Here is a 22,429-nt window from a genome sequence, read left to right as displayed (position 1 = left end):
CCGGGGTGCCCGGTTGGAAAACAAAAAGGCGGCTTCGAGCCGCCTTTTTGTTTGAGTTTTCGATCGGGCTTCAGCCGTAGATCATCTTGTCCTGCAACGCGCGCAGTTCGGCGATCTTGGAGCCCGGCTGCGGTGCCGCATTGGCATAGGTGATGAGTTCGCCCTTCCTGATCGGCGCGATGACCGTGCCGTTCTGGAGCAGGCCGCAGGGGATGGCCTTGGCCGCATGCGCTTCAGGCGTCGTCATGATCCACGAGCGGTAGCAATATTGCCCGATGGCATCCAGATGATCGCCGGGCTGCAAGTCCTTCTTGGCGACGGCGCAGACTTCCGCCACAGGCTTTGGCAGCGGCACCATATCGGTCTTGCCGTGCAGCACGACACGAGCGACGGTGAGCGGTACTTCCAGCGAGGTGAGGTGGAAAGGCCGATGGAAGGTGAAGTAGGGGCCTTTGCCCATCTTCAGGTCTTCCAGACGTTCGACAAGGCGCGGATGTTCCATCTTGGCGATGACGAAGACACCGGGCGACACGCCGCGCCCGATGGAATAATCGACCACGCCGGTCTTGTTCAGAACACCGCCGTCTTCCTTCGGAATCAAAGTGCGGTTCAGCTCGTCAATGGCTGCCTTGGGGCCATGCATGCCCGCAATATCCGGCACAAGGCCGGTTGCATTGGCGATGGCCGCCATTTCAACCATCGTTTTGGAACCATCGACGAACTCCACCAGCAGGCGGACATTCATATTCCGGCGGTCGGCTTCTTCCTGATAATCGTCTGGGATCGCGTCGAAATTGAGCGGATTGTTCTTGCCTTTGCCAGCGGCCACGACCTTGTGCCCCATGGCGGAAACGAACTCGATCAGTTCCATGCAGGATAACGGCTCGTCGCCCGCGCCAAGGGAATAGATCACGCCGTGCTTGTCGGCCTCGGCCTTGAGGTAGGGCCCGATGGTGACATCCGCCTCGACATTCATCATGACGAGGTGCTTGCCGTTACGGATGGCCTTGATGCCGGTCTGAGCCCCCACTTCCGGAATACCAGTCGCATCGATGATGACATCGAGCAGCGGGTTGGAAAGGATCAGGTCATTGTCATCGGTGACGGCGATCTTGCCGCTTTCGATGGCGCTGGTCATTGCGGATTCTGTGCGGGCTTCTCGCGCGTTTTCCTCGTCGCCATAGGCGGTGCGGACAGCTTTGAAAGTGTTGGGCAGTCTGCGGGCAGAAAGAGCGCCGACTTCGATGCCCTGCATCCGCGCCACCTGCGTGACGATGTCGGTGCCCATTTCGCCAGCGCCAATCAGACCGATGCGGATCGGCTTGCCGGTTTCCGCTCGCGCTGCGAGATCGCGCGCCAGTCCTACCAGTGCCACATTTGTCGTCATGAAACTCTCCGCAAAACTTCAAGGCCGCTTCTTCGCGGTAATTTTGTCACGCTTATGTTGTTATAGATGCGTATTGGATGAACAGTCTCTATATCAACACTGACAGACGCGCATCCCCAAACTGCGCGACAAAATATGCATCCCTTTAGTGGGCCACTGGAGCCAAAATGAGCAGCGTATCCCCTTTCGATCTCGTGATCTTCGACTGTGACGGCGTTCTTGTCGATAGCGAGCCGCTTTCCTGTCTGGCTTTCGAGCAGGTCTATGCCAATCACGGCATGAAGCTGCCGGAAGGAACGGTCGCCAAGGGCATCGGCATGAAGCAGGCCGATATCATGAAGATGATTGAGGACATGACCGGGCACCGTCTGCCGGAGGAGGCCACCAGCCAATTCTGGCCCGAGACGAAAATCCTGTTCGCGGAGGCTCTGCAGCCAACCATCGGCATTGCCAATTTCCTGCGCGATCTGCCGCAAAAGCGTTGCGTTGCATCGTCGTCGCAGCCGGAGCGTATCGCGTTCAGCCTGGAAAAGACCGGCATCAGCCATTATTTCGGCGATGCCGTTTACTCGTCCAGCATGGTCAAGCGCGGCAAGCCGGCGCCAGACCTGTTCCTGTTTGCAGCCGACAAGATGGGCATCGATCCGGCGCGTTGCGTGGTGATCGAGGATTCTCCCTTCGGTGTCGAAGGCGCTATCGCGGCAGGCATGACGGCATTCGGCTATACGGGCGGCGGACATACTTATACCGGGCACGCCGAAAAATTGACGGGCAGGGGTGCACATAGGGTTTTCTCGCACTGGGATGATATAGCACGGGAAATTCTGGTTGCCGCGTGAGTGTCTGATCCAAAAGTCGCCATGCCGGACTGCAAATGGCAATTTCTGCGCTTCCGGTGCTCATGTACATTTAAGTACATTGCGCTCCGGTTCTCGAAATCACCATTTTCGCCATGGCCTGCCACTTTTTGATTCAGACACCAGGCTTTATTGGTTAAACACAAGGCAAATCACATCAGCAGGAATAGCCAGCGAATGAAAGACGCAATCACGCTCGACCAGTTGCGCGAGGCAATCGGCACGGAAGTCGGATGTTCCGAGTGGCGCGAAGTCACGCAGGAAATGATCAACCAGTTCGCAGATGCGACCGACGATCATCAGTTCATCCATGTCGACCCGGAACGCGCCGCCAAGGAAACGCCGTTTGGTGGCACCATCGCGCATGGCTTCCTGACGCTGTCGCTACTCTCTACGCTGGCTTACGAAGCGCTTCCGATGCTGGAAGGTGCTACGATGGGCATCAATTACGGCTTCGACAAGCTGCGCTTCATGTCGCCAGTCAAGACCGGCGCCCGCGTGCGCGCCCGCTTCAAGCTGGCGGATGCGGATATCCGCCCGTCAGGTCGCGTGGTCAATCATTATGATGTGACGCTGGAAATCGAAAACTCGCTGAAGCCTGCGCTGACGGCCACCTGGCTGACGATTGCCGTCGTGGAGCCGCCGGAGGCTTAAGCAGTTCAAGCCGCTTCGCTATGTCGAACTGGAAGCCGTCCTTCTTCATCGAGAGGGGCGGCTTTTCCTTTGTGTTCGGTCATCAGCTCGCGGAAGAAGAACGGGCCGTGCAGGAACATGCCGAAATCGTAGAAGTTCTTCTTCTCCGCCCCGCGCATGTAAAGCAGATGCATCAGGAAGAAATTGCCCTTCGACCGCTTGTAGCGGTTTTCGCTGTGCACGTTCTTGAAGCGGATGCGGTTGATAAGCGGCGGGTTGGTGGTCTCTAGCTTCAGAACCTTGGCCGGGTTCGAGCCGTAGAAGTGGATAATGTCGGTCAGCACCTGGAATTCCGACCACAGGACCGGGCTTTCCTCGATCACCACGCGCGCGTCCTCGCGTAGCGACTTTGCCTTTGGGTGAAGGGCGATCATCATCAGGCATGAGCCGATGGCGAGCAGCGACACGGGCTGTTTTGCCAGAAGATCGGGACGCTCGCGCTGCAGATCGGCAAGCGCCTCCACTGCCGGAACCGTGCCAAGACTATGCGCAACGATGATGACCTCATCGGCATTGCTGGCTTCGATCTTCTGCTTCAGGGCTTCCGCAAAAGCCTTGCGCCGCTGGTTGAGCTTCTTGTTGCGCCTGTGGATACGATCATAGGCCGCAGACCAGTCGTCGAGCAGATAGGACATGAAAAACCGGTCGCCGGGTTTGCGCACGAGCAGGGTTGCGACGACGGCGGCAAGTGGAACCGACCACAGAAGATGCAGCGCGGAAAGGCCTGCTGCCATCGGTGCGAAAGCGAGCAGGGCGGCGACAGCCAGAATCGCCAGCGACAGCAGAAACGGCCACAGGAAAAACAGGATAAATCGCCAGCTTGTCGTCAGATAGCGCCACAGCGTTCCGGTGAAGAGGATGTTCAGGAATGCGTGAAAGCCGGTCAGCATTCGCATCGGTGTGGAGCGCGCGGCGTAATCGTCAAAAATATCCGCAGTGCCGAACTGGCAGAATTCGGTTTCCGTCTGCCAGCCATTGCCCACGGTGACGGCAGTGGTCGTGCCGCAATCGTCAGGCTCCTCGGTCATGGGCGGAAGCTTGGTCTTTGCCTTCCACAGGCGGTCGAAATCCTTCAGGGCCTGCGCGTGGCGCACGCGGACGGCTTTCGGGTGCAGGCCTTCATAGCCTGTGAACTGGATAACGAGTCGTTTGCGGAGGGACATCAGGAGAATCGGATAAATTGAGAGGAGGCATTATCGGTTTGCTGGCAAAATGCTATGCATAGCTATTGAGGCCGAATTATGCGGGAAACGCGTGCCGCTTAGCCTATTCGCGCGGTTGCGGCCATAGTAATTCGTGTGCAAGCCGGTATTTCACGCAAGCCGGTGGGCAAAGTTGCATCTTGAGGTGGACAGGCTAGGCTCTTTCTGGTATTAGCCACGACCAATTTGCAGCGTATCCGTTGCGAAGCTTGGGAGCCTTTGGGCGTTGCTCGGCCGGTCAGACCGGCTGAAATCGTTAAAAGACCCCCTAACGGCCTCAGGCTTAACCGAAATTCTAACTGATACGGGAATACACGTGCAGGTACTCGTCCGCGATAATAATGTTGATCAGGCTCTCCGCGCTCTCAAGAAAAAGATGCAGCGCGAAGGTATCTTCCGCGAAATGAAGATGCGCGGCCACTATGAAAAGCCGTCCGAAAAGCGCGCTCGCGAAAAGGCAGAAGCCGTTCGTCGTGCACGCAAGCTGGCCCGTAAGCGCGCTCAGCGTGAAGGCCTCATCGGCGGCCGTCCGGGCGCTCGCTGATCGACCTTGAAAACAGGCGCTGCTGGACAGCGCCTTTTTTGCTTTCCGGTGCTGGCTTCAGCTTGCGCCGGATTTTGCACGTTTTGACTTCAGATATTTGAGATTGTTTCCCGCGCAGTGTGAAGCAATTTTATGTCGGCTAGTGGATTGAATTTGACGTTTGATACCCGTCCGATATTAATCCCGTTTCAAACGTCAAATTCGAAAAATCCACTAGATACATAAAGTTACTAGTGGTCTTTTTGATTCCGACATTTGCTCAGCGCTTATATCCGAGGGATGCAAATGTCGGAATCAGACCACTAGATGTATTTTCATAACTTCGAGCCTCTATTTTTAATGCAGCGTTACGAAAAGTTTCTGGACTTCTTGCACACCATTATGTGTAAAAACAAATAATTAGGATATTCAACTGTCAGGCGGGTTAACCGTAGGCAAACCAAGCTTAAGAACATGCCGCCTTTTTGCTGTTTTTATCTGCTGGTTGAGACCAGTATAGTACCGTAACAGACAGAATAGCCCGGCATGAGTTAGCTCCGGAAACCGGGCTGGCACGGGATGGAAAAGAGGCAGAAGGGCCTTGCGCCCCTATGCGAGCTGAAAGGAATGCAGTCGTTGCCCACGCGCTTGAAGATGATGCAATCGTCTGGAACAGGTCGAAACGGCCTTCTCATTGCCACCGCACTTCTGGTTTTGACCGTTGCTGGCTGCCAAAGCTCCACAACCACCGCACTCAGCACTGTCGATAAAGCGCAGGGGTCGAGCGAGAACATCAGTTCGCTGACAAGCGTGATCCAGAGCAATCCGCGCGATCCGGAAGGCTACAATGTGCGTGGTTCCGCCTATGGCAAGTCCGGCCGCTACAAGGAAGCACTGCGCGATTTTGATCAGGCAATAGCGCTCAATCCGAATTTCTATCAGGCCTATGCCAACCGCGCGCTGGTCTATCGCTATATGGGCGATAGCACCAAGGCCGTGCAGGATTACAGCAAGGCCATCCAGCTTAATTCGCAATATGACGCTGCCTATATCGGGCGCGGCAATGTCTACCGTCAGGCGGGCCGTCTCGATCAGGCGCTCAGCGACTTCAATCAGGCTATTGCCCTGCAGACCACCGACGGTCGCGCTTACCATAATCGCGGCCTGATTTATCAGGCCAAGGGCCAGCACAAGCAGGCCATCGAGGATTTCTCCAAGGCAATTTCGCTCAATTCCACGGCGCCGGAACCTTATAACGGTCGCGGCATTTCCTATGTGGCGCTCGGCGACTACGACAATGCCTTCGACGATTTCAACACAGCCATTACGCTTGACCAGAATATTGCGGAAAGCTGGGCCAATCAGGCGCTTGTCTACGAGCACAATGGCGACAAGGCCAAGGCTGCAAATTCCTATTCGCGCGCGGTACAGCTTGATCCGAAATACCAGCCTGCAAAAGACGGTCTGGCACGGACACGCGGATAACCTTTTAGAGCCTGTTCCAAAAGTCGCCCTGTGTGGCTGCAAATGGCAATTTGTCTGCGTTCCGGTGCTCATGTACCCAAAAGTACACTGCGCTCCGGTACTCGAAAATCACCATTTTCGCACACACATACCGCCTTTTTGATTCACGCTCTCATATTGCCAAGTATTGAAGATTGATGGCGGCGCTTTCCAAATTGGAGAGCGCCGCTTTTCTTTATAGTTGGCCGCGATATATTGAATCTTATGTCGCTCTTCGATCACATCGGATTCAAAGCCCGCAACGTCAATCGCAGCCTTTCCTTTTACGAAAGCTGCATGCCTGAACTTGGCCTGGAGGTCATTGCCCGATCAGGCAGCGGTTTCTTCGTCAGCGGGGGAGAGCGGGCGCCGGTTCCGTTTCTGTGGATCCATGGCAGCCACGATGGTGCAGGCGCTGGCGAGGACAAGCCCGGCGACCGCCTGCACCTGATGTTTACAGCCGGAAGCCGCGAGGCGGTGGAGGCGTTTCATGAGGCCGCGCTGAAGGCAGGCGGCAGGGATAGCGGCGGCCCCGGCTATCAGGGACCGGAAGAGATGGGCTATTACGCGGCACTGGTCTTCGATCCCGACGGAAACACGCTGGAAGCGGGTTTCCGCGAGAGGAAAAGATAAGCGGACCAGTAAAGGGTCAGGCGCGCAGGTTGCGCTTGTCCAGACGGCTTACCAGCCGGTCGCCGATCCACTGGATGCCGCAAACCATGATGATGAGGATGATCACGACTGCGATCATGATCTGCGTCTCGAAGCGCTGATAGCCATAGCGAATGGCAAGATCGCCGAGACCGCCAGCACCGATGGCGCCCGCCATTGCCGATGCGCCGACCAGAGTGATGATCGTGACCGTGAAGCCCGCAATGATGCCCGGCAGGGCTTCCGGAACCAGCACTTCGCGCACGATGGTCCAGCGGTTTGCACCCATGGAGCGCGCGGCTTCGATGAGGCCGTGGTCCACTTCACGCAACGACACTTCCGCAATACGCGCATAATAGGGAATAGCGGCAATGGAAAGCGGCACGATGGAGGCCCATGTGCCGATGGACGTGCCGACGATGAAGCGCGTGACGGGAATGAGCGCCACCAGCAGAATGATGAACGGAACCGAGCGGAAGCCATTGATGATGGCGCCGAGGATCGTGTTCAGCGTCAGGTTCTGTGCGAGGCCACCCCGTTCAGTCAGGATCATGATGAGTGCGAGCGGCAGACCGACGACAAGCGAGATCAGGCTCGAAAAGCCGGTCATGATGATGGTCTCCCAGAAGGAGCGCCAGAGAAGATCAAGCATCGCCTGAGACATAGCCGAGTACCTCCGTGGCGTCTGCATGGGTGTTGAGATAGGTGATTGCGGCGTCGAGTTTCGCCTTGTCCTCAGCGGGCAGGCCGATGAAGAGCGTGCCGACTGGCTCTCCCTGGATCGTATCCATGCCGCCATGGATCAGTTGCGGCACAAGGCCGGTGGTCACTGTCACATCGTTGAAGAATGCGCCTTTTGCGGCTGCGCCCGACAGCTTTACCTTCAGCACGGCGAGGGCGCCGGATTTTTCCAGCCGATCACGCCAGACGGCAGGCAGTTCCGGCGTCAGCACCTGCAACATGCTTTGCGTGACGGGCGATTGCGGATTGGCGAAGACTTTCCAGACCGGACCTTCCTCGGCGATAGCGCCGTGGTCGAGCACGATGACGCGGTCGGCAATGCGGCGGATGACTTCCATCTCATGCGTGATGAGCAGGATGGTAAGGCCGAGCTTGGTGTTGATGTCTTTCAGCAGCGCCAGAATGGACTGGGTAGTTTCCGGGTCGAGCGCGGACGTTGCTTCGTCCGAAAGCAGCACAGCCGGTTCGGCAGCAAGGGCGCGGGCAATGCCGACGCGCTGTTTCTGACCACCGGAAAGCTGGGCTGGATAATGCTTTGCCTTGTCGGAAAGGCCGACCAGTTCCAGAAGTTCCGCAACACGCCTGGCGCGTTCGGCCTTCGGCTTGCCCGCGATCTTCAGCGGCAAAGCGATGTTTTCCGCAACCGTCTTGGCCGAAAGCAGATTGAAATGCTGGAACACCATGCCGATGCGGCGGCGCAAGGGGCGCAGTGCGTCTTCGCCAAGACCAGTGATTTCGCGACCTTCGATCAGGATCGAACCGGCGTCCGGCTTTTCAAGGCCGTTGACGCAACGGATCAGCGTGGACTTGCCCGCGCCGCTGCGACCGATGATGCCGAGAATTTCGCCGCGCGCGACGGAAAGCGAAACGCCGTTGATAGCTGCCGTATCGCCGAACATTCGGCGCACGTCTTTCATCTCGACGATGGGCGCTGATGTGGCGGGTGGCTTTTCAATGGTCACGGTCGTTTCTTCTATAGTTTGATGCGCCGCTGCGAACAGCGGCTTGATTCATTCGATAAGGCTTCAAGGAAGGATGATGCCTGGCTCAAGCCATCAGCTTTTGCTGTGGCGATGCTTTAGGGCAATTTTTGTCGGTACGTCAATAAAAGCCGCGCCGGAAACGGTTCCGGCGCGGTCTTTCAAGCTTCAAAAGCGATTATTTCCAGGCCGGGATGCCGGTGCCCTTGTAGGCACGGTCGATTTCGGCCTTCACGGCGTCGTTCTGGAACGAAGCCACGAGGTTTTTCACCCATTCGGCGTTTTCATCTTCGGTGCGGACCGCGATGAAGTTGTTGTACGGGTTGTTTTCCTTCGATTCCCAGCCGATTGCCTCTTCCTTCTTGAGGCCTGCCTTTGCTGCCCAATCGTTGTTCACGATGGCTGCATCGAGGTCATCGATGGAACGGCCGACAACACCGGCGTCGAGTTCCTTGATCTCAAGCTTCTTCGGGTTTTCAACGATGTCGATCGGGGTGGCCAGAATGCCTGCATCCGGCTTCAGCTTGATGAGGCCTTTTTCTTCCAGAACGCGAAGGGCGCGGCCTTCGTTTGACGGATCGTTCGGCACGCCGACGACCGCGCCTTCCTTCAGTTCGTCAAGGCTCTTGTGCTTGCGCGAATAAATGCCGATCGGCCAGACGGCGGTGTAGCCGGCGACGCTGATCTTGTAGCCGTGCTGCTTGACCTGCTCATCGAGATAAGGCTTGTGTTGGAAGGCGTTGGCGTCGATTTCCTTGCGTTCCAGAGCTTCATTCGGCTGGTTGTAATCGTTGAAGGTCACGCGCTCGATGTTGAGGCCGTGCTTCTTGCCTTCTTCGGCAACGACTTTCCAGACGTCTTCGTCTTCACCGCCCATGATGCCGACCTTGATGGTCTTGTCTTCTGCGTGGCTCGGTGCCGACGCGAAGCCGACAGTCAGTGCGGCTGCGGTGAAGAGAAGGGCTTTCAGACCGGCGCGACGGGTCAGCGTGTAGCGGGAAAGGACTGACGACATTTTGTTTTCCTTGTTTAAAAACTTTGGAGAGCCGGTCCCGGAAAGCGATCTTTTGAGATGATCTTTCTCCCCCTGCCCACCTTGTTGCCGATAATTCCCTTTTGTCAGGCAATAAACAAGGAAAATTATTTCAGAATTTGCCGAAGCCATGATGCCGAAATTGCGTTCACGAGACGGTGAGCGGATTGCCATTTCCGCTGACCGGGCACTCGGAAATCTGGTTCTAGCGGTTATCGGCGATAATCATCTGTGCGGCCTTCTCGGCGATCATGAGAGTCGGCGAGTTGGTGTTGCCGGAAGTGATGGTCGGCATGACCGAGGCGTCGGCAACGCGCAGGCCCGCAATGCCATTGAAGCGCAGGCGCGGATCGACGATTGCTTCCGCATCCTGCCCCATGCGGCAGGTGCCGACCGGATGGAAAATCGTGGTACCGATATCGCCCGCCGCCCTTTCCAGCTGCTCCTGTGTTTCATAGCTCGGGCCGGGCTTGAATTCCTGCGGGCGGAACTTCTGCAATGGAGCCTGTGCCACGATATGGCGCGTGATGCGGATTGCGTCGGCGGCAACGCGGCGGTCGCTTTCGGTGGTGAGATAATTCGGCCTGATTGCCGGTTGTGAACGATGATCCGGTGACTTGATGTGGATCGAGCCGCGACTGTCGGGGCGCAGATTGCACACGCTTGCCGTGAAGGCAGGGAAGGGGTGCACAGCCTCGCCGAATTTTTCCAGACTGAGCGGCTGCACGTGATATTGCAGATTGGCGGTCTCGTAGGACGGGTCGGAGCGGGTGAAGACGCCGAGCTGGCTTGGCGCCATGGACATAGGCCCCGAACGGCGCAGCAGATATTCCAGCCCGATCATTGCCTTGCCGACAAGCTTGCTTGCCTTTTCGTTGAGCGTCGGAATACCGGTAACCTTGTATGCGCAGCGCAATTGCAGGTGATCCTGCAGGTTTTCGCCGAGTTGCCTGCGCTCCAGCTTGATCGGAATGCCCGCTTGCTGCAGCACGTCGCCGCGCCCGATGCCCGACAATTCGAGAATTTGCGGCGAGCCGACCGCACCGGCAGCAAGAATGACCTCACGCTTTGCCTTCACCGTGCGGGTGGTGCCGTTCTGGTCGAAGGTGACGCCGGTGGCACGCAACTCCTCGATCTCGATGCGGCGCACATGCGCACCGGTTTCGACGGTGAGGTTCTTGCGATCCAATGCCGGGCGCAGAAAGGCTTTGGCCGTGTTCCAGCGAATGCCGCGCTTCTGGTTGACCTTGAAATAGGACACGCCTTCATTGTCGCCGCGATTGAAATCGTCGGTGGCGGGGATGCCCGCCGAGACGGCTGCATCGCGGAAGGCATCCAGAATATCCCAGTGCAGGCGAGCGCTCTCGACGCGCCATTCGCCGCCCGCGCCATGCAGATCGCTGGCACCTGCAAAATAATCTTCCGATTTCTTGAAGAGTGGCAGGACATCATCCCAGCCCCAGCCTTCGCATCCGGCCTGACGCCACAGATCATAATCGCGGGCCTGACCGCGCATATAGATCATGCCGTTGATCGACGAGCAGCCGCCCAACACCTTGCCGCGCGGATAGCCGAGCGAACGACCGTTCAGCCCCGGCTCGGCCTCTGTGGTAAAGCACCAGTCGGTGCGTGGATTGCCGATGCAATAGAGATAGCCGACCGGGATGTGGATCCAGGCGTAATTGTCCTTTCCGCCTGCCTCCAGCAGCAGCACGGAGCGGTTCTGGTCTGCGGAAAGCCGGTTCGCGAGGGCGCAACCTGCCGTGCCCGCGCCAACCACGATGTAATCGTAGGTGTCGGTCATGATCTCATATCCAGTAAAAGGCGGAGCCGCTATCGAACGAGCGTGCGGCTCCCGAAATGTTGGTTAGCCGAAGAGTTTCTTTCCAATTCGCGATGCATAGAACTCGCCTACGATTCCCTTACGGAAGAGGAGGACGCATGCCATGAAGATGACGCCCGTCACGATCGTTACCGGGAAGTCGGATGTTGCGAGATAGTTCTGCAGCGCGACGACGAAGGCAGCGCCGACGATGGGGCCTATGAGTGTTCCGATACCGCCCAGAAGCGTCATGAGGATCACTTCGCCCGACATCTGCCAGCCGACATCGGTCAGCGTTGCAAACTGGAAGACAAGCGCCTTCAGGCCGCCTGCAAGACCCGCGAGTGCTGCCGACATGACGAAGGCTGCAAGCTTGTAGCGGTTGACGGAATAGCCGAGCGAAACCGCGCGGTTCTCGTTTTCGCGTACCGACTTCAGGATCATGCCGAAGGGCGAATTGATGATGCGCCAGATAACGAAGACACCAAGGACGAACACGGCCAGCACGAAATAATACATGTTCATCGGCTGGTTGAGGTCGATGATGCCGAAGAGATATCCACGCGGCACGCCCTGCAATCCGTCTTCGCCATGGGTGAAGGTGGCTTGCAGGCAGAAGAAGAAGAACATCTGCGCCAATGCCAGCGTAATCATCGTCGAATAGATGCCCTGACGGCGAATGGCGAGATAACCGATGACGAGGCCAAGGGCGGCTGCGGCGAGAACGCCGAGTACGAGGCCGAGTTCCGGCGTGACGCCCCAGACTTTCACCGTATGGGCCGTGATATAGGCCGCGCCGCCGAAGAAGGCTGCATGGCCGAAGGACAGAATGCCAGTATAGCCCAACAGAAGGTTGAAGGCAGAGGCGAACAGCGCAAAACACAACATCTTCATCAGGAAGATGGGGTAGACCATGAAGGGCGCTGCCAGTAGTCCCACAAGGGCAATGCCGAGGACGATGACCGAGAGGCTGTTGACGGCAGGCGCCTTGCTGTCGCGCGGGGCTGCGGTGGCCCTGAGAGCGGTCTTGAGAGCAGTATCAGCCATATCAGGCCTCCTTCCCGAACAGTCCGGCGGGTCGAACCAGAAGGACGATAGCCATGATGACGAAGATGACGATGCTGGAGGCTTCCGGATAGAAGACCTTGGTGAGGCCTTCCGCCAGCCCCAGCACATAGCCGGTGATGATGGCGCCAAGGATCGAGCCCATGCCGCCGACGACCACCACGGCAAAGACCACGATGATGATGTTGGACCCCATTAGCGGGCTGACCTGATAGATCGGCGCGGCCATGATGCCCGCAACACCGGCAAGCGCCGCACCCAACGCATAGGTGAAGGTGAGGAGCAACGGCACATTGATGCCGAAGGCTTTGACCAGTGTCGGGTTTTCGGTGGCGGCGCGCAGATAGGCGCCGAGCTTGGTCTTTTCGATCAGGAGCCAGGTGCCGAGGCAGACGAAAAGCGAGGCGACGACGACCCAGGCGCGATAGTTCGGCAGGAACATGAAGCCGAGATTGTGCCCGCCCGCAAGCGAAGGCGGCACGGCATAGGGCTGACCGGCAGCGCCATAATAATAGCGGAACGTGCCTTCGATCACGAGGGCAAGGCCGAAGGTGAAGAGCAGGCCATAGAGCGGATCGAGATTGTAGAGCCGCGACAGGGCCACGCGCTCGATGATCGCGCCACCAAGGCCGACGATAAGCGGAGCGAGGATCAGCGCTGGCCAGTAGCCGATGCCGAGCCAGCTCAACAGCAGATAGCCGACAAAGGCACCCAGCATATATTGCGCGCCATGAGCGAAATTGATGATGCGCAGAAGCCCGAAGATGATGGCAAGGCCGAGACTCAGCATGGCATAGAAGGAGCCGTTGATGAGGCCGACCAGCAACTGCCCGAGAAGTGCCTGCAAAGGTATTCCAAAAATCATTGTCATCGTGTCATACCCCCAGCGCTTCGTTGAGCGCCGCCATGCGGGCGGGCAGTTCGGCGGTGGGGAAGTTTTCCGTCACCACGCCATGATCCATGAGATAAAAGCGGTCAGCGACCTTGGCGGCGAAGCGGAAATTCTGCTCAACCAGCAACACCGTCATGCCACGTTTTTTCAACTCCACCAGCACATCACCGATGCGCTGCACGATAACGGGCGCAAGACCTTCGGTAGGCTCGTCGAGCAGCAGCACCTTGACCCCGGTGCGCAGGATGCGTGCGATCGCCAGCATCTGCTGTTCGCCGCCTGAAAGCTTGGTGCCGGGGCTGTTACGGCGCTCATGCAGATTGGGAAAGAGTTCGTAGATTTCGTCAAGCGACATCGTGCCCTGACTGCCTTTGGCGACGACAGGCGGCAAAAGCAGGTTTTCATGCACGCTCAAGGTGGCAAAGATGCCGCGCTCTTCGGGCACAAAACCGAGACCGGCATGGGCGATGCGATGCAGCGGCACGCGCATGATGTCCTTGCCGTCGAGCGTGATGGTGCCGGTGCGCTTGCGGATGATGCCCATGATGGCACGCAGCGTCGTCGTCTTGCCGACGCCGTTGCGGCCCAGAAGCGTGATGGTTTCGCCGGGCCAGATATCGAGGTCGACGCCGTGCAGGGCATGGCTTTCGCCATACCAGGCATTGAGCCCGCGCACGGATAATAGCGGTTGGCCTCTATTCATGTTCGGTTCCCATATAGGCGGTGCGCACGCGCTCGTCCTTGGAGACGGTGGCATAATCGCCGGAGGCGAGAATTTCGCCGCGCTGCAGCACCGTGACGTGGTGGGCAATGTCGGCCACCACCTTGAGATTGTGTTCGACCATCAAGACCGCGCGATCCTTCGCCACATCGGCAATGAGGGCGGCAATGGTATGGACATCTTCATGGCCCATGCCCGCCATCGGCTCATCGAGCAGCAGGACCTTCGGATCGAGCGCCAGCGTGGTGGCGATTTCGAGCGCGCGCTTGCGGCCATAGGACAGATCGGCGGCCAGCGCATGACGGGCATCGGCAAGGCCGACCCGCTCCAGAAGCTCGATGGCCTGTGCGTCGAGCCGGTCGAGTGCTGACAGCGAGCGCCAGAACTGTGTGGCAAGCCCATTGGGACGCTGCAATGCGACCTTTACATTTTCCAGCACGGTCAGGTGCGGAAAGGTGGCCGAAATCTGGAACGAGCGCACCAACCCCATGCGGGCCACCTTGGCTGGATCGGTCTTGGTGATGGTTTCGCCCAGAAGCGTGATCTCGCCACTCGATGGCTGCAAGAACTTGGTCAGGAGGTTGAAAACAGTGGTCTTGCCTGCACCGTTGGGGCCGATCAACGCGTGAACACGAGCATGTTCCACGTCGAGATCGACATTCTTGACTGCATGAAAGCCGCCAAAAGACTTGCCCAGTCCGCGTGCCGAAAGAACGGTCTTGCCGGATGAGCCACCATCGTTCGGCCCTGCTTCATGCAGGGCCGTCATATTGCCAGTTGCTGCGTTCATTCAACCAGCCTCTTTTTACTGCGTTACCAGCGGGCAGCCGCTTTCTTCCGGCTTCATGTAGGCCTGATCGCCGGGAATGGTTGCAAGAACCTTATAGTAATCCCAAGGCGCCTTGCTTTCATCAGGCTTCTTCACTTCCATCAGATACATGTCGTAGATCATGCGTCCGTTGGCGCCGACCTTGCCGTGACGGGCAAAGACGTCTTCGACCGGCATTTCATGAAGCTTCTTGGCAACGGCCTCGGTTTCGTCGGTTCCGGCTTCCTTGATCGCCTTCAGATATTGAGTGACAGCGGAATAGGTGCCTGCCTGGATCATGTTCGGCATACGGCCCGTGCGCTCGAAGAAACGCTTGCCGAATTCGCGCGATTCATCGTCGCGATCCCAGTAAAAACCTTCGGTCAGCGTCAGGCCTTGAGCGGCTTCGAGGCCCAGACCGTGCACTTCCGACAGGGTAAAGAGCAGGGCCGCGAGGCGCTGGCCACCGGCGACGATGCCGAATTCAGCCGCCTGCTTGATGGCGTTGGACGTATCGAGACCTGCATTGGCAAGGCCGACCACCTTGGCGCCGGAGGCCTGTGCCTGCAGCAGGAAGGAGGAATAATCAGTGGTTGCCAGCGGGTGGCGCACGGAACCCAGAACTTTGCCGCCCTTGGATTCGACGAATTTGCTTGTCTGCTCTTCCAGCGAGTAGCCGAAAGCATAGTCGGCAGTGAGGAAGTACCAGGTATCGCCGCCCTGCTGCACAAGCGAGCCGCCGGTGCCGACTGCAAGCGCATGGGTGTCATAGGCCCAATGGAAGCCATAAGGCGTGCACTGCTTGCCGGTCAGTTCCGATGTGGCCGCACCTGTGTTGATGGTGATCTTCTTCTTGTCCTTGGAAAGGGCCTGTACGGCGAGGCCGACCGACGAGGTTGTCAGTTCCATGATGGAATCGACCTGCTCGGTGTCGTACCACTGGCGCGCGATGTTCGAGGCGACGTCCGGCTTGTTCTGGTGGTCCGCCGTGATGATCTCAATCGGCACATCGAGCACTTTGCCGCCGAAATCTTCAGCCGCCATCTTGGCAGCCTCGAACGACCATTTGCCGCCGAAATCGGCATAAACGCCGGATTGATCGTTCAGAATGCCGATCTTGACCTTGCCGTCGGAAATTTCCGCTGCCGACGAGATAGCCGTGGCGGCGAAAAGCGCTGCCGTTGCAAGTGCGAGACATTTCATGAAGTGCTCCTCCCAATAACACCAAAACCGCCACGGAAAACCCGCACGGCATTCTTCAGAGCGCCATGCATCCTTACGGACGTACAAACGACGCTCTAAACTATTGAATCTACGCATTGTGCTTTCTGAAAATCGATTCCGATTTTCCGGCCAATGCTGTAGTGAAGCAGTCTTTCGAGATCAGGAAACGGCTTTTCCTCTGTGCCGTTCGCCCTCTGCTTCCGCCCGATTTGTTCCTCCGCCCCGGGCGTTTCTTTCTTTATTGCAGCTCCTGACGCAAACCTGTCTGGCATTTTCGACGGAGCTACTTTTTGAAACGGTAGCATTGACAAATGCGTACACGAACAACAATTTTTGAACACCGTCTGTTCGAAAACGTACAGATAGAGAGGCGGGGGCCACTGCAACTGTTTGGGAGGGGTGCATGCGGCAGTTCACATGGGACGATCTGCAATATTTTCTGGCGGTTGCGCGCACCGGCCAGCTCTCCACGGCGGCGCGGCAATTGCGCACCAGCCATGTCACTGTTCTGCGCCGGATCGACCGGCTGGAACAGGCCCTTGCGACCAAGCTTTTCGAGCGCAATCCGCGCGGTTACCTACTGACGCCCATCGGCGAACGGCTGGTGAACTCTGCCGAGGTCATGGAGCGCGAGGCGATGAAGTTCCAGACCGAGGCTACCGGCAATCTGGCGGCGCTGTCAGGTGTCGTGCGTCTCTCGACGCTGGAAGGTTTCGGCAATTTCTTTCTTGCCGACCGTCTGCCTGTGCTGGCGCAATCCTATCCGAGCCTGTTCGTGGAAGTGGTGACGATCCAGCAGATCATGTCGCTGTCGCGCCGCGAGGCGGAATTGTCGATCACGCTGCATATGCCGCGTACCGGGCCCTATCACAGCGAGAAGCTGACGCCTTATCGGCTCTTCATCTATGGTCATCGCGATTATCTGGAGCGGCATCCGCCGATCAGGACGCGCGAGGATATGGCCCGGCATCCGTTCATTGGTTACATCGACGACATGGTTTTCACGCCGGGCCTTGATTACATGCGCGAAATCCTGCCAGGGCAGCGCTGCACCTATCAAAGTTCCAGTATTCATGCGCAACTGATCGCCACGCAGATTGGCTATGGCTTGTGCGTGCTGCCTTACTTCATCGCCAGCCGGCATCCGGAATTGGTTCCGGTTCTGCCGCGCGAGATGCATCTGGTGCGTGAATATTGGATGAGCTGTCACATCGATGTGGTGGCTGCACCGCGAATCCGGGTGCTGAGCGATTTCATGATCCGCGCTGTGCGCGAATCTTCAGCAATCTTCCTCGGGGAACCCCTGCTACGGGCATGATATTGTAATGAGATTGTCGTTCGTTACTGATCAGATAGTGCCGCCGCCAATGGCGAAAATGCAAGTAATGACGAGTGCGGTAAAGCCGAACCCGATAATGAATAGATTAAGCGTCTTCATGTCCCCTCCTTTTCAACCCGGAGGCGTTATGTTCGACTTATGGTAGAATGTCTACCTTAAATTGTAGTAGTCCAAACTAAAGTTGTATAACTGAATTTCAGACGGTTTCGCGCTCGATATCCCGGCGAAGCACGATTGCTGTAGTGAGATCCTCTACAGTTTCATGAGTGGCGATGAGATCACGCAGGCTGTTGAGGCGGTCTATGGTGGGGACTTCAACCTCGACGATCAAATCGAGCTGGCCACTCACCGACGATACCCGACGCACCTCGGCGTGGCGCGCCAGCTCATCGAGGAGACCGAGTGCCGGTGTACGCTTGAGGCTGACCAGAATCATGGCGCGGATGACGTTCCTGTCGATCTGGCCGATGTCTGCCCTGTAACCGCGAATGACGCCATTTTTCTCAAGATTGGCGACACGCTCTCCGGTTGCACTGCGCGAAAGACCGATGCGTCCCGCCAGGGTTTTCAGCGGAATGCGCGCTTCCTTGGAGAGAATGGCCAGTATCTCGCGATCCTTCGCATCCAGTTCCCGCATGGTCGGTTCTTTCGTATTATCGTAAATGTGCCGGTCCATTCCGGCAAAGTGCCGGTCTGACCGACGCCTTGTCTGATGCCTGAAAATCGCGGACATGCCAAGCTCATCCTGTTACTTCCCATTCATATTCAACCCGTGAAGCGCCTCCCATGACCGATATTTCGCATCCCGCCCCCGATTTTTCTCCGCAAGAGGCTGAAGTGCTGGCCCAGCTTCATTTCGGCGTGACGGCGAGTGCCTCGCCGCTCGACAGCGAGCGTGATCGCAATTTCCGGCTGAAGACGGGCAATGGATCGGGGGACTGGATTCTGAAGGTCGTGAATGCCAGCGAACCGCGCGTTGAAAGCGAATTCCAGACCGCGCTGCTGCAGCATCTGGCCAAGGCTGATCCGGCGCTTGCCGTACCGCGCCTGAAGGCGAGCCTGTCGGGTGAGGTGCTGGCCTCTATCGAAAAGGAAAAGGGCAAGCCCCATGCGCTGCGGGTGGCAAGCTGGCTGCCGGGCACGCCGCTGGCCGAGGTCAGGCGCACCAAGGCGCTGATGCACAATCTGGGCGGTGCGCTGGGGCAGCTGGACCGCGCCTTGCAGGGCTTCATTCATCCGGGCGCCTTGCGTGATTTTGACTGGGATGTGCGCCACGCCGGACGGGCGCGTGACCGTCTGCATTTCATCGACAAGCCGGAAGATCGCGCCGTCGTCGAGCGCTTCCTTGTCCGTTTCGAGCGCGATATCGCGCCGAAGCTGCCGCTCCAGCGTGCACAGGTGATCCACAGCGATGCCAATGACTGGAATGTGCTGGTTGATCCGCAGGATAATGAACGTATTGCCGGGCTGATCGATTTCGGCGATGCGGTTCACACCGTTCTGGTTGCCGAAGTGGCAATTGCCGCTGCCTATTCCATTCTGGATATGGACGACCCGATTGGTGCAGCTGCGGCCCTCGCTGCCGGGTTCCATGCGAAATATCCGCTTTTGCCGCAGGAAATCGATCTCATATTCGATCTGATTGCGATGCGCCTCGTCACCAGCGTCACGCTGTCGGCTTCGCGCCGCGAGAAGACCGGCGACAATCCTTATCTTGCGATCAGCGAAGCACCTGCATGGCGGCTTCTGCACAAGCTTGATGCCATGAACGCGCGCTTCGCCACCGCCATCCTGCGCAAGGCATGCGGTTTCGATGCTGTCGACGGTGCTGGTGCAGTGCGTGACTGGATCAGTGCCAACCGAAAGAACCTCGCCCCCATCGTTCGCCCGCATCCGGCGACGATGACCAAGGCGCTGGTGCCCTATGGCGACCCGGCCCATGTGATGACGGTCGATTCTGCCGGGCAGCGCCCGAAAGAAGCCACCGCCTGGTGGGACGATTTCTGCGCTCGCAACCATGTGCAGCTCGGCATCGGTCCATGGGGCGAAAAGCGTACTGTCTATACCGATGAGGCGTTTCGTTCACGCTTTGTCGAAGGCGAGCGGCGTGTCCACCATCTGGGCCTTGACCTGTTCATGCCTGCAGGCACGCCCGTCTACACGCCGCTTGCAGCTGTTGTGAAAAGCGTCGAGATCGAGACCGCGCCACTTGGCTACGGCGGCCTGATTGCGCTGGAACATCAGTCGGAAGGCTGCCCGCCTTTCATCACGCTCTGGGGCCATATGGCGCATGAGGCTGTGTCCCGCCTGAAGCCGGGGCAGAAACTGGCCGCCGGTGATCTCGTCGGCCAGATGGGCGACATGCACGAGAATGGAGGTTGGACACCGCATCTCCATTTCCAGATTTCGACGGATACCGGCCTCACGGCAGCGGAAATTCTGGGCGTCGGCGAACATGCCTATCTTGATGTTTGGGCCGATATCTTCCCGGATGCCGCAGCTCTTGCCGATATTCCGGCGGAAGCCTTTCACCAGACCGGTCGCACGCGCGCCGAGATCGTCAGCGCCCGCAAGGATATTCTGCTGCCGAACCTCTCCATCTCCTACTCCGAGCCGATCAAGTTCGTGCGTGGTGAAGGCGCATGGCTGATCGACAATCGGGGCCGCGCCTATCTCGATTGCTTCAACAATGTCTGCCATCTCGGCCACGCTCATCCGCAGGTGGTGGAGGCGATTGCCAGACAGGCCGCAATCCTCAACACCAATACGCGCTATCTGCACGACAACATCGTTTCCTATGCGGAGCGCCTGACTGCGACTTTGCCCGAAGGTTTGACGGTGGCCTCGTTTGCCTGCTCGGGCAGTGAGGCGAACAGTCTGGCGCTGCGTATGGCACGCGCGCATTCGGGCCAGCGCGATGCGCTGGTGCTCGACTGGGCCTATCACGGCACGACCCAGGAGCTGATCGATCTCAGCCCTTATAAATATAAGCGCAAGGGCGGCAAAGGACGTCCGGATCACGTGTTTGAGGCCGTCATCCCTGACAGCTACCGCGCGCCGGAAAATTGGCCGCTGGCAGAACATGGCAAGCGCTTTGCTGAAAGTATTGCCGAGCAGATCGAGGCCATCAAAAGCCTTGGACGCGGCCCGGCTTATTTCATTGCCGAGTCGATCCCGAGCGTCGCCGGTCAGGTCTTCCTGCCGAAAGGCTATCTGCAGGAAGTCTACGCGATGGTGCGGGCGGCTGGTGGTGTCTGCATCGCGGATGAGGTGCAGGTTGGCTTCGGTCGTGTCGGCAGCCACTGGTGGGCGTTCGAAATGCAGGATGTGGTGCCGGATATCGTCACCATGGGCAAGCCTATCGGCAACGGCCATCCGATGTCGGCAGTGGTAACGACCCGTGAAATAGCCAGCAGTTTCAACAATGGCATGGAATATTTCAACACGTTTGGCGGCAATCCGGTTTCCTGCGCGGCAGGTCTGGCAGTGCTGGATGTCATTGAGCGCAACGATCTGCGCCGCAACGCGCTTGATATCGGCAACTATCTCATCGACGGGTTCCGCTCGATGCAGAAGCGCTTCGATATCATCGGTGATGTGCGCGGGCAGGGGCTGTTCCTCGGTATCGAACTGGTCACGGATCGCAAGACCAAGGAACCGGCAACGGCTCTGGCCAAGAAGATCAATGATGGCGCGCGCGAACGCGGCATTCTGATGGGGACTGAAGGTCCGTTCGACAATGTCCTGAAAATGCGCCCGCCGATGATCTTCACGCGTGCCAATGCCGATCATCTGCTGAGCGTTCTGGAGGACAGCTTCGCGGCTGCACTGAAGTAGTTCGTAGTCGGATAACTGAACAAACAACAAGCCCGGCGGCGTGCTGCCGGGCAATGGATCGGCTTTTTCGAAATTCTGGGCCGAAATTCTGGGCCGAAACTCTGGCCTGAAACTCTGGGAGGAGGAACAATGAAAAAAATAGTTTTGGGTTCGTTATTGGCGGCGGGCTTTGCCATGTCCGCTCAAAGTGGGGCGCAGGCGGATACGCTTTCGACCGTGAAGGAGCGCGGCAAGATCAATTGCGGCGTCAGTCAGGGCGTTGCAGGCTTTTCGTCGCCAGACGATCAGGGCAAATGGACCGGCTTCGATATTGATTTCTGTCGTGCGGTATCGGCGGCAGTCTTTGGCGATCCTGACAAGGTGAGCTTCATTCCGCTTTCGACCAAGGAACGCTTCACGGCGTTGCAATCCGGCACGGTCGACCTGCTTTCGCGCCAGACCACCTGGACGCTTTCGCGTGATGCGGGCATGGGCATCCATTTCGTCGGCACCGCCTATTATGACGGTCAAGGTTTCATGATCCGTAAGGATCTGGGTATCGATAGCGCCTTGAAGCTCGACGGCGCTTCGGTCTGCACCGAGCAGGGCACGACCACCGAACAGAACGCCGCTGATTTTTTCAGCGCCAACAGTATCAAGTATGAACCGGTGGTGATTGATTCTGCCGATGGCATCCTGAAGGCATTTGAAACGGGTCGCTGTGATGTTTACACGACCGACGCGTCCGCACTTTATGCGCAACGTCTGAAGCTTGCCGAACCTGATGCTTTCACCGTTCTGCCGGAAGTGATTTCCAAGGAGCCGCTTGGACCTGCCGTCCGCCAGGGCGACGATAAATGGTTCAACATCGTTCGCTGGACGCTGTTTGCAATGCTTGAGGCAGAGGAACTGGGCATTACGCAAGCCTCCGCTGATGCGGATCTGAACTCCAAGAAGCCGGACGTGCGCCGTTTCCTCGGATCGGAAGGCGATAGCGGCCAACAGCTCGGCCTTGAGCCGAAATGGGCCTATAATGTCGTCTCCAAGATCGGCAATTATGGCGAAATGTTTGAACGCACCATCGGCAAGGGCAGCCTGCTCAAGATCGACCGCGGCATCAATGCGCTGTGGAACAAGGGCGGGCTCATGTATGCGCCGCCTGTAAAATAACC

The 22,429-nt window shown here is 58.0% G+C and carries 20 protein-coding genes; 8 read left to right on the top strand and 12 right to left on the bottom strand.

All coding sequences use genetic code 11. From position 1 onward, the window contains the following. Positions 1–70: 70 nt before the first annotated feature. The gene (locus CES86_RS07515) at positions 71–1,387 is read right to left on the bottom strand and encodes a 1-deoxy-D-ribulose 5-phosphate reductoisomerase (RefSeq protein WP_094514063.1); all 1,317 of its coding nucleotides are present in this window, start codon (positions 1,385–1,387) and stop codon (positions 71–73) included. A gap of 167 nt (positions 1,388–1,554) precedes the next feature. On the opposite strand from CES86_RS07515, the gene CES86_RS07510 reads away from it, so the two are divergent. Both CES86_RS07510 and CES86_RS07500 read left to right on the top strand, forming a co-directional pair. Further along, positions 1,555–2,226: an HAD family hydrolase gene (locus CES86_RS07510; protein ID WP_012091465.1), complete on the top strand. Its 672-nt coding sequence runs from the start codon at positions 1,555–1,557 to the stop codon at positions 2,224–2,226. 195 nt (positions 2,227–2,421) lie between these two features. Beyond that, positions 2,422–2,898, top strand: coding sequence for a MaoC family dehydratase (locus CES86_RS07500; protein WP_010659456.1), 477 nt, complete (start codon positions 2,422–2,424; stop codon positions 2,896–2,898). 5 nt (positions 2,899–2,903) lie between these two features. Here the strand turns inward: CES86_RS07500 and CES86_RS07495 are convergent, their stop codons facing one another. Continuing rightward, a complete protein-coding gene (locus CES86_RS07495; protein WP_094514058.1) occupies positions 2,904–4,100 on the bottom strand; it encodes an alpha/beta hydrolase in 1,197 nt (398 codons plus the stop codon). Positions 4,101–4,455: 355 nt separating this feature from the next. On the opposite strand from CES86_RS07495, the gene rpsU reads away from it, so the two are divergent. The 3 genes from rpsU (at position 4,456) to CES86_RS07475 (ending at position 6,798) form a co-directional block, all read left to right on the top strand. Continuing rightward, entirely contained in the window at positions 4,456–4,683 is a 228-nt protein-coding gene (gene rpsU / locus CES86_RS07490) for a 30S ribosomal protein S21 (protein ID WP_010659458.1), read from the top strand. Positions 4,684–5,289: 606 nt separating this feature from the next. Further along, entirely contained in the window at positions 5,290–6,147 is an 858-nt protein-coding gene (locus CES86_RS07485; protein WP_094514106.1) for a tetratricopeptide repeat protein, read from the top strand. Between the two features lie 243 nt (positions 6,148–6,390). Continuing rightward, positions 6,391–6,798: a VOC family protein gene (locus CES86_RS07475; RefSeq protein ID WP_010659460.1), complete on the top strand. Its 408-nt coding sequence runs from the start codon at positions 6,391–6,393 to the stop codon at positions 6,796–6,798. Between the two features lie 16 nt (positions 6,799–6,814). Here the strand turns inward: CES86_RS07475 and CES86_RS07470 are convergent, their stop codons facing one another. The 9 genes from CES86_RS07470 to CES86_RS07430 all read right to left on the bottom strand — a co-directional run bounded on the left by CES86_RS07470 (position 6,815) and on the right by CES86_RS07430 (position 16,081). Next, entirely contained in the window at positions 6,815–7,480 is a 666-nt protein-coding gene (locus tag CES86_RS07470; protein WP_010659461.1) for a methionine ABC transporter permease, read from the bottom strand. Next, the gene (locus tag CES86_RS07465; protein ID WP_094514056.1) at positions 7,461–8,519 is read right to left on the bottom strand and encodes a methionine ABC transporter ATP-binding protein; all 1,059 of its coding nucleotides are present in this window, start codon (positions 8,517–8,519) and stop codon (positions 7,461–7,463) included. Before CES86_RS07465 ends, CES86_RS07470 begins: the two co-directional genes overlap by 20 nt. A gap of 196 nt (positions 8,520–8,715) precedes the next feature. Further along, positions 8,716–9,552 carry a MetQ/NlpA family ABC transporter substrate-binding protein gene (locus CES86_RS07460; RefSeq protein WP_010659463.1) on the bottom strand — a complete coding sequence of 279 codons (837 nt, stop codon included), beginning with the start codon at positions 9,550–9,552 and terminating at the stop codon, positions 8,716–8,718. Positions 9,553–9,775: 223 nt separating this feature from the next. Beyond that, a complete protein-coding gene (locus tag CES86_RS07455; protein ID WP_094514054.1) occupies positions 9,776–11,374 on the bottom strand; it encodes a GMC family oxidoreductase in 1,599 nt (532 codons plus the stop codon). Positions 11,375–11,437: 63 nt separating this feature from the next. Then, positions 11,438–12,439, bottom strand: a complete 1,002-nt coding sequence (locus tag CES86_RS07450; protein WP_094514052.1) for a branched-chain amino acid ABC transporter permease — start codon at positions 12,437–12,439, stop codon at positions 11,438–11,440. A 1-nt stretch (position 12,440) separates the two neighbouring features. After that, a complete protein-coding gene (locus tag CES86_RS07445; RefSeq protein ID WP_010659466.1) occupies positions 12,441–13,328 on the bottom strand; it encodes a branched-chain amino acid ABC transporter permease in 888 nt (295 codons plus the stop codon). A gap of 4 nt (positions 13,329–13,332) precedes the next feature. After that, entirely contained in the window at positions 13,333–14,052 is a 720-nt protein-coding gene (locus CES86_RS07440; RefSeq protein WP_010659467.1) for an ABC transporter ATP-binding protein, read from the bottom strand. Then, entirely contained in the window at positions 14,045–14,860 is an 816-nt protein-coding gene (locus CES86_RS07435; RefSeq protein ID WP_010659468.1) for an ABC transporter ATP-binding protein, read from the bottom strand. Before CES86_RS07435 ends, CES86_RS07440 begins: the two co-directional genes overlap by 8 nt. A 15-nt stretch (positions 14,861–14,875) precedes the next feature. Next, positions 14,876–16,081, bottom strand: coding sequence for an ABC transporter substrate-binding protein (locus CES86_RS07430; protein WP_094514051.1), 1,206 nt, complete (start codon positions 16,079–16,081; stop codon positions 14,876–14,878). Between the two features lie 424 nt (positions 16,082–16,505). Between CES86_RS07430 and CES86_RS07420 the strand changes: the two genes are divergently transcribed. Continuing rightward, the gene (locus CES86_RS07420) at positions 16,506–17,420 is read left to right on the top strand and encodes a LysR family transcriptional regulator (protein ID WP_012091474.1); all 915 of its coding nucleotides are present in this window, start codon (positions 16,506–16,508) and stop codon (positions 17,418–17,420) included. Positions 17,421–17,637: 217 nt separating this feature from the next. Here CES86_RS07420 and CES86_RS07415 read toward each other — a convergent pair whose 3' ends face one another. Continuing rightward, the gene (locus tag CES86_RS07415) at positions 17,638–18,078 is read right to left on the bottom strand and encodes an Lrp/AsnC family transcriptional regulator (RefSeq protein WP_010659472.1); all 441 of its coding nucleotides are present in this window, start codon (positions 18,076–18,078) and stop codon (positions 17,638–17,640) included. A 149-nt stretch (positions 18,079–18,227) separates the two neighbouring features. On the opposite strand from CES86_RS07415, the gene CES86_RS07410 reads away from it, so the two are divergent. Together CES86_RS07410 and CES86_RS07405 are read left to right on the top strand one after the other, a co-directional pair. Continuing rightward, a complete protein-coding gene (locus CES86_RS07410) occupies positions 18,228–21,278 on the top strand; it encodes an aminotransferase class III-fold pyridoxal phosphate-dependent enzyme (RefSeq protein WP_094514049.1) in 3,051 nt (1,016 codons plus the stop codon). 129 nt (positions 21,279–21,407) lie between these two features. After that, entirely contained in the window at positions 21,408–22,427 is a 1,020-nt protein-coding gene (locus CES86_RS07405) for an amino acid ABC transporter substrate-binding protein (RefSeq protein ID WP_012091476.1), read from the top strand. Positions 22,428–22,429 lie beyond the last annotated feature (2 nt).

This window comes from Brucella lupini, from assembly GCF_002252535.1.
Lineage (GTDB): Bacteria > Pseudomonadota > Alphaproteobacteria > Rhizobiales > Rhizobiaceae > Brucella > Brucella anthropi.
Note: the sequence above shows the minus strand (reverse complement) of the source record. Positions and strands in the feature narration are given on the sequence as shown.

Coding starts and splice junctions, on each gene's coding strand:
- CES86_RS07445 (WP_010659466.1), bottom strand. CDS start 13,328: ATGACAATGATTTTTGGAATACCTTTGCAGGCACTTCTCGGGCAGTTG.
- CES86_RS07450 (WP_094514052.1), bottom strand. CDS start 12,439: ATGGCTGATACTGCTCTCAAGACCGCTCTCAGGGCCACCGCAGCCCCG.
- CES86_RS07455 (WP_094514054.1), bottom strand. CDS start 11,374: ATGACCGACACCTACGATTACATCGTGGTTGGCGCGGGCACGGCAGGT.
- CES86_RS07485 (WP_094514106.1), top strand. CDS start 5,290: ATGCAGTCGTTGCCCACGCGCTTGAAGATGATGCAATCGTCTGGAACA.
- CES86_RS07415 (WP_010659472.1), bottom strand. CDS start 18,078: ATGCGGGAACTGGATGCGAAGGATCGCGAGATACTGGCCATTCTCTCC.
- CES86_RS07510 (WP_012091465.1), top strand. CDS start 1,555: ATGAGCAGCGTATCCCCTTTCGATCTCGTGATCTTCGACTGTGACGGC.
- CES86_RS07515 (WP_094514063.1), bottom strand. CDS start 1,387: ATGACGACAAATGTGGCACTGGTAGGACTGGCGCGCGATCTCGCAGCG.
- CES86_RS07460 (WP_010659463.1), bottom strand. CDS start 9,552: ATGTCGTCAGTCCTTTCCCGCTACACGCTGACCCGTCGCGCCGGTCTG.
- CES86_RS07420 (WP_012091474.1), top strand. CDS start 16,506: ATGCGGCAGTTCACATGGGACGATCTGCAATATTTTCTGGCGGTTGCG.
- CES86_RS07430 (WP_094514051.1), bottom strand. CDS start 16,081: ATGAAATGTCTCGCACTTGCAACGGCAGCGCTTTTCGCCGCCACGGCT.
- CES86_RS07410 (WP_094514049.1), top strand. CDS start 18,228: ATGACCGATATTTCGCATCCCGCCCCCGATTTTTCTCCGCAAGAGGCT.
- CES86_RS07500 (WP_010659456.1), top strand. CDS start 2,422: ATGAAAGACGCAATCACGCTCGACCAGTTGCGCGAGGCAATCGGCACG.
- CES86_RS07475 (WP_010659460.1), top strand. CDS start 6,391: ATGTCGCTCTTCGATCACATCGGATTCAAAGCCCGCAACGTCAATCGC.
- CES86_RS07470 (WP_010659461.1), bottom strand. CDS start 7,480: ATGTCTCAGGCGATGCTTGATCTTCTCTGGCGCTCCTTCTGGGAGACC.
- CES86_RS07405 (WP_012091476.1), top strand. CDS start 21,408: ATGAAAAAAATAGTTTTGGGTTCGTTATTGGCGGCGGGCTTTGCCATG.
- CES86_RS07495 (WP_094514058.1), bottom strand. CDS start 4,100: ATGTCCCTCCGCAAACGACTCGTTATCCAGTTCACAGGCTATGAAGGC.
- CES86_RS07435 (WP_010659468.1), bottom strand. CDS start 14,860: ATGAACGCAGCAACTGGCAATATGACGGCCCTGCATGAAGCAGGGCCG.
- CES86_RS07440 (WP_010659467.1), bottom strand. CDS start 14,052: ATGAATAGAGGCCAACCGCTATTATCCGTGCGCGGGCTCAATGCCTGG.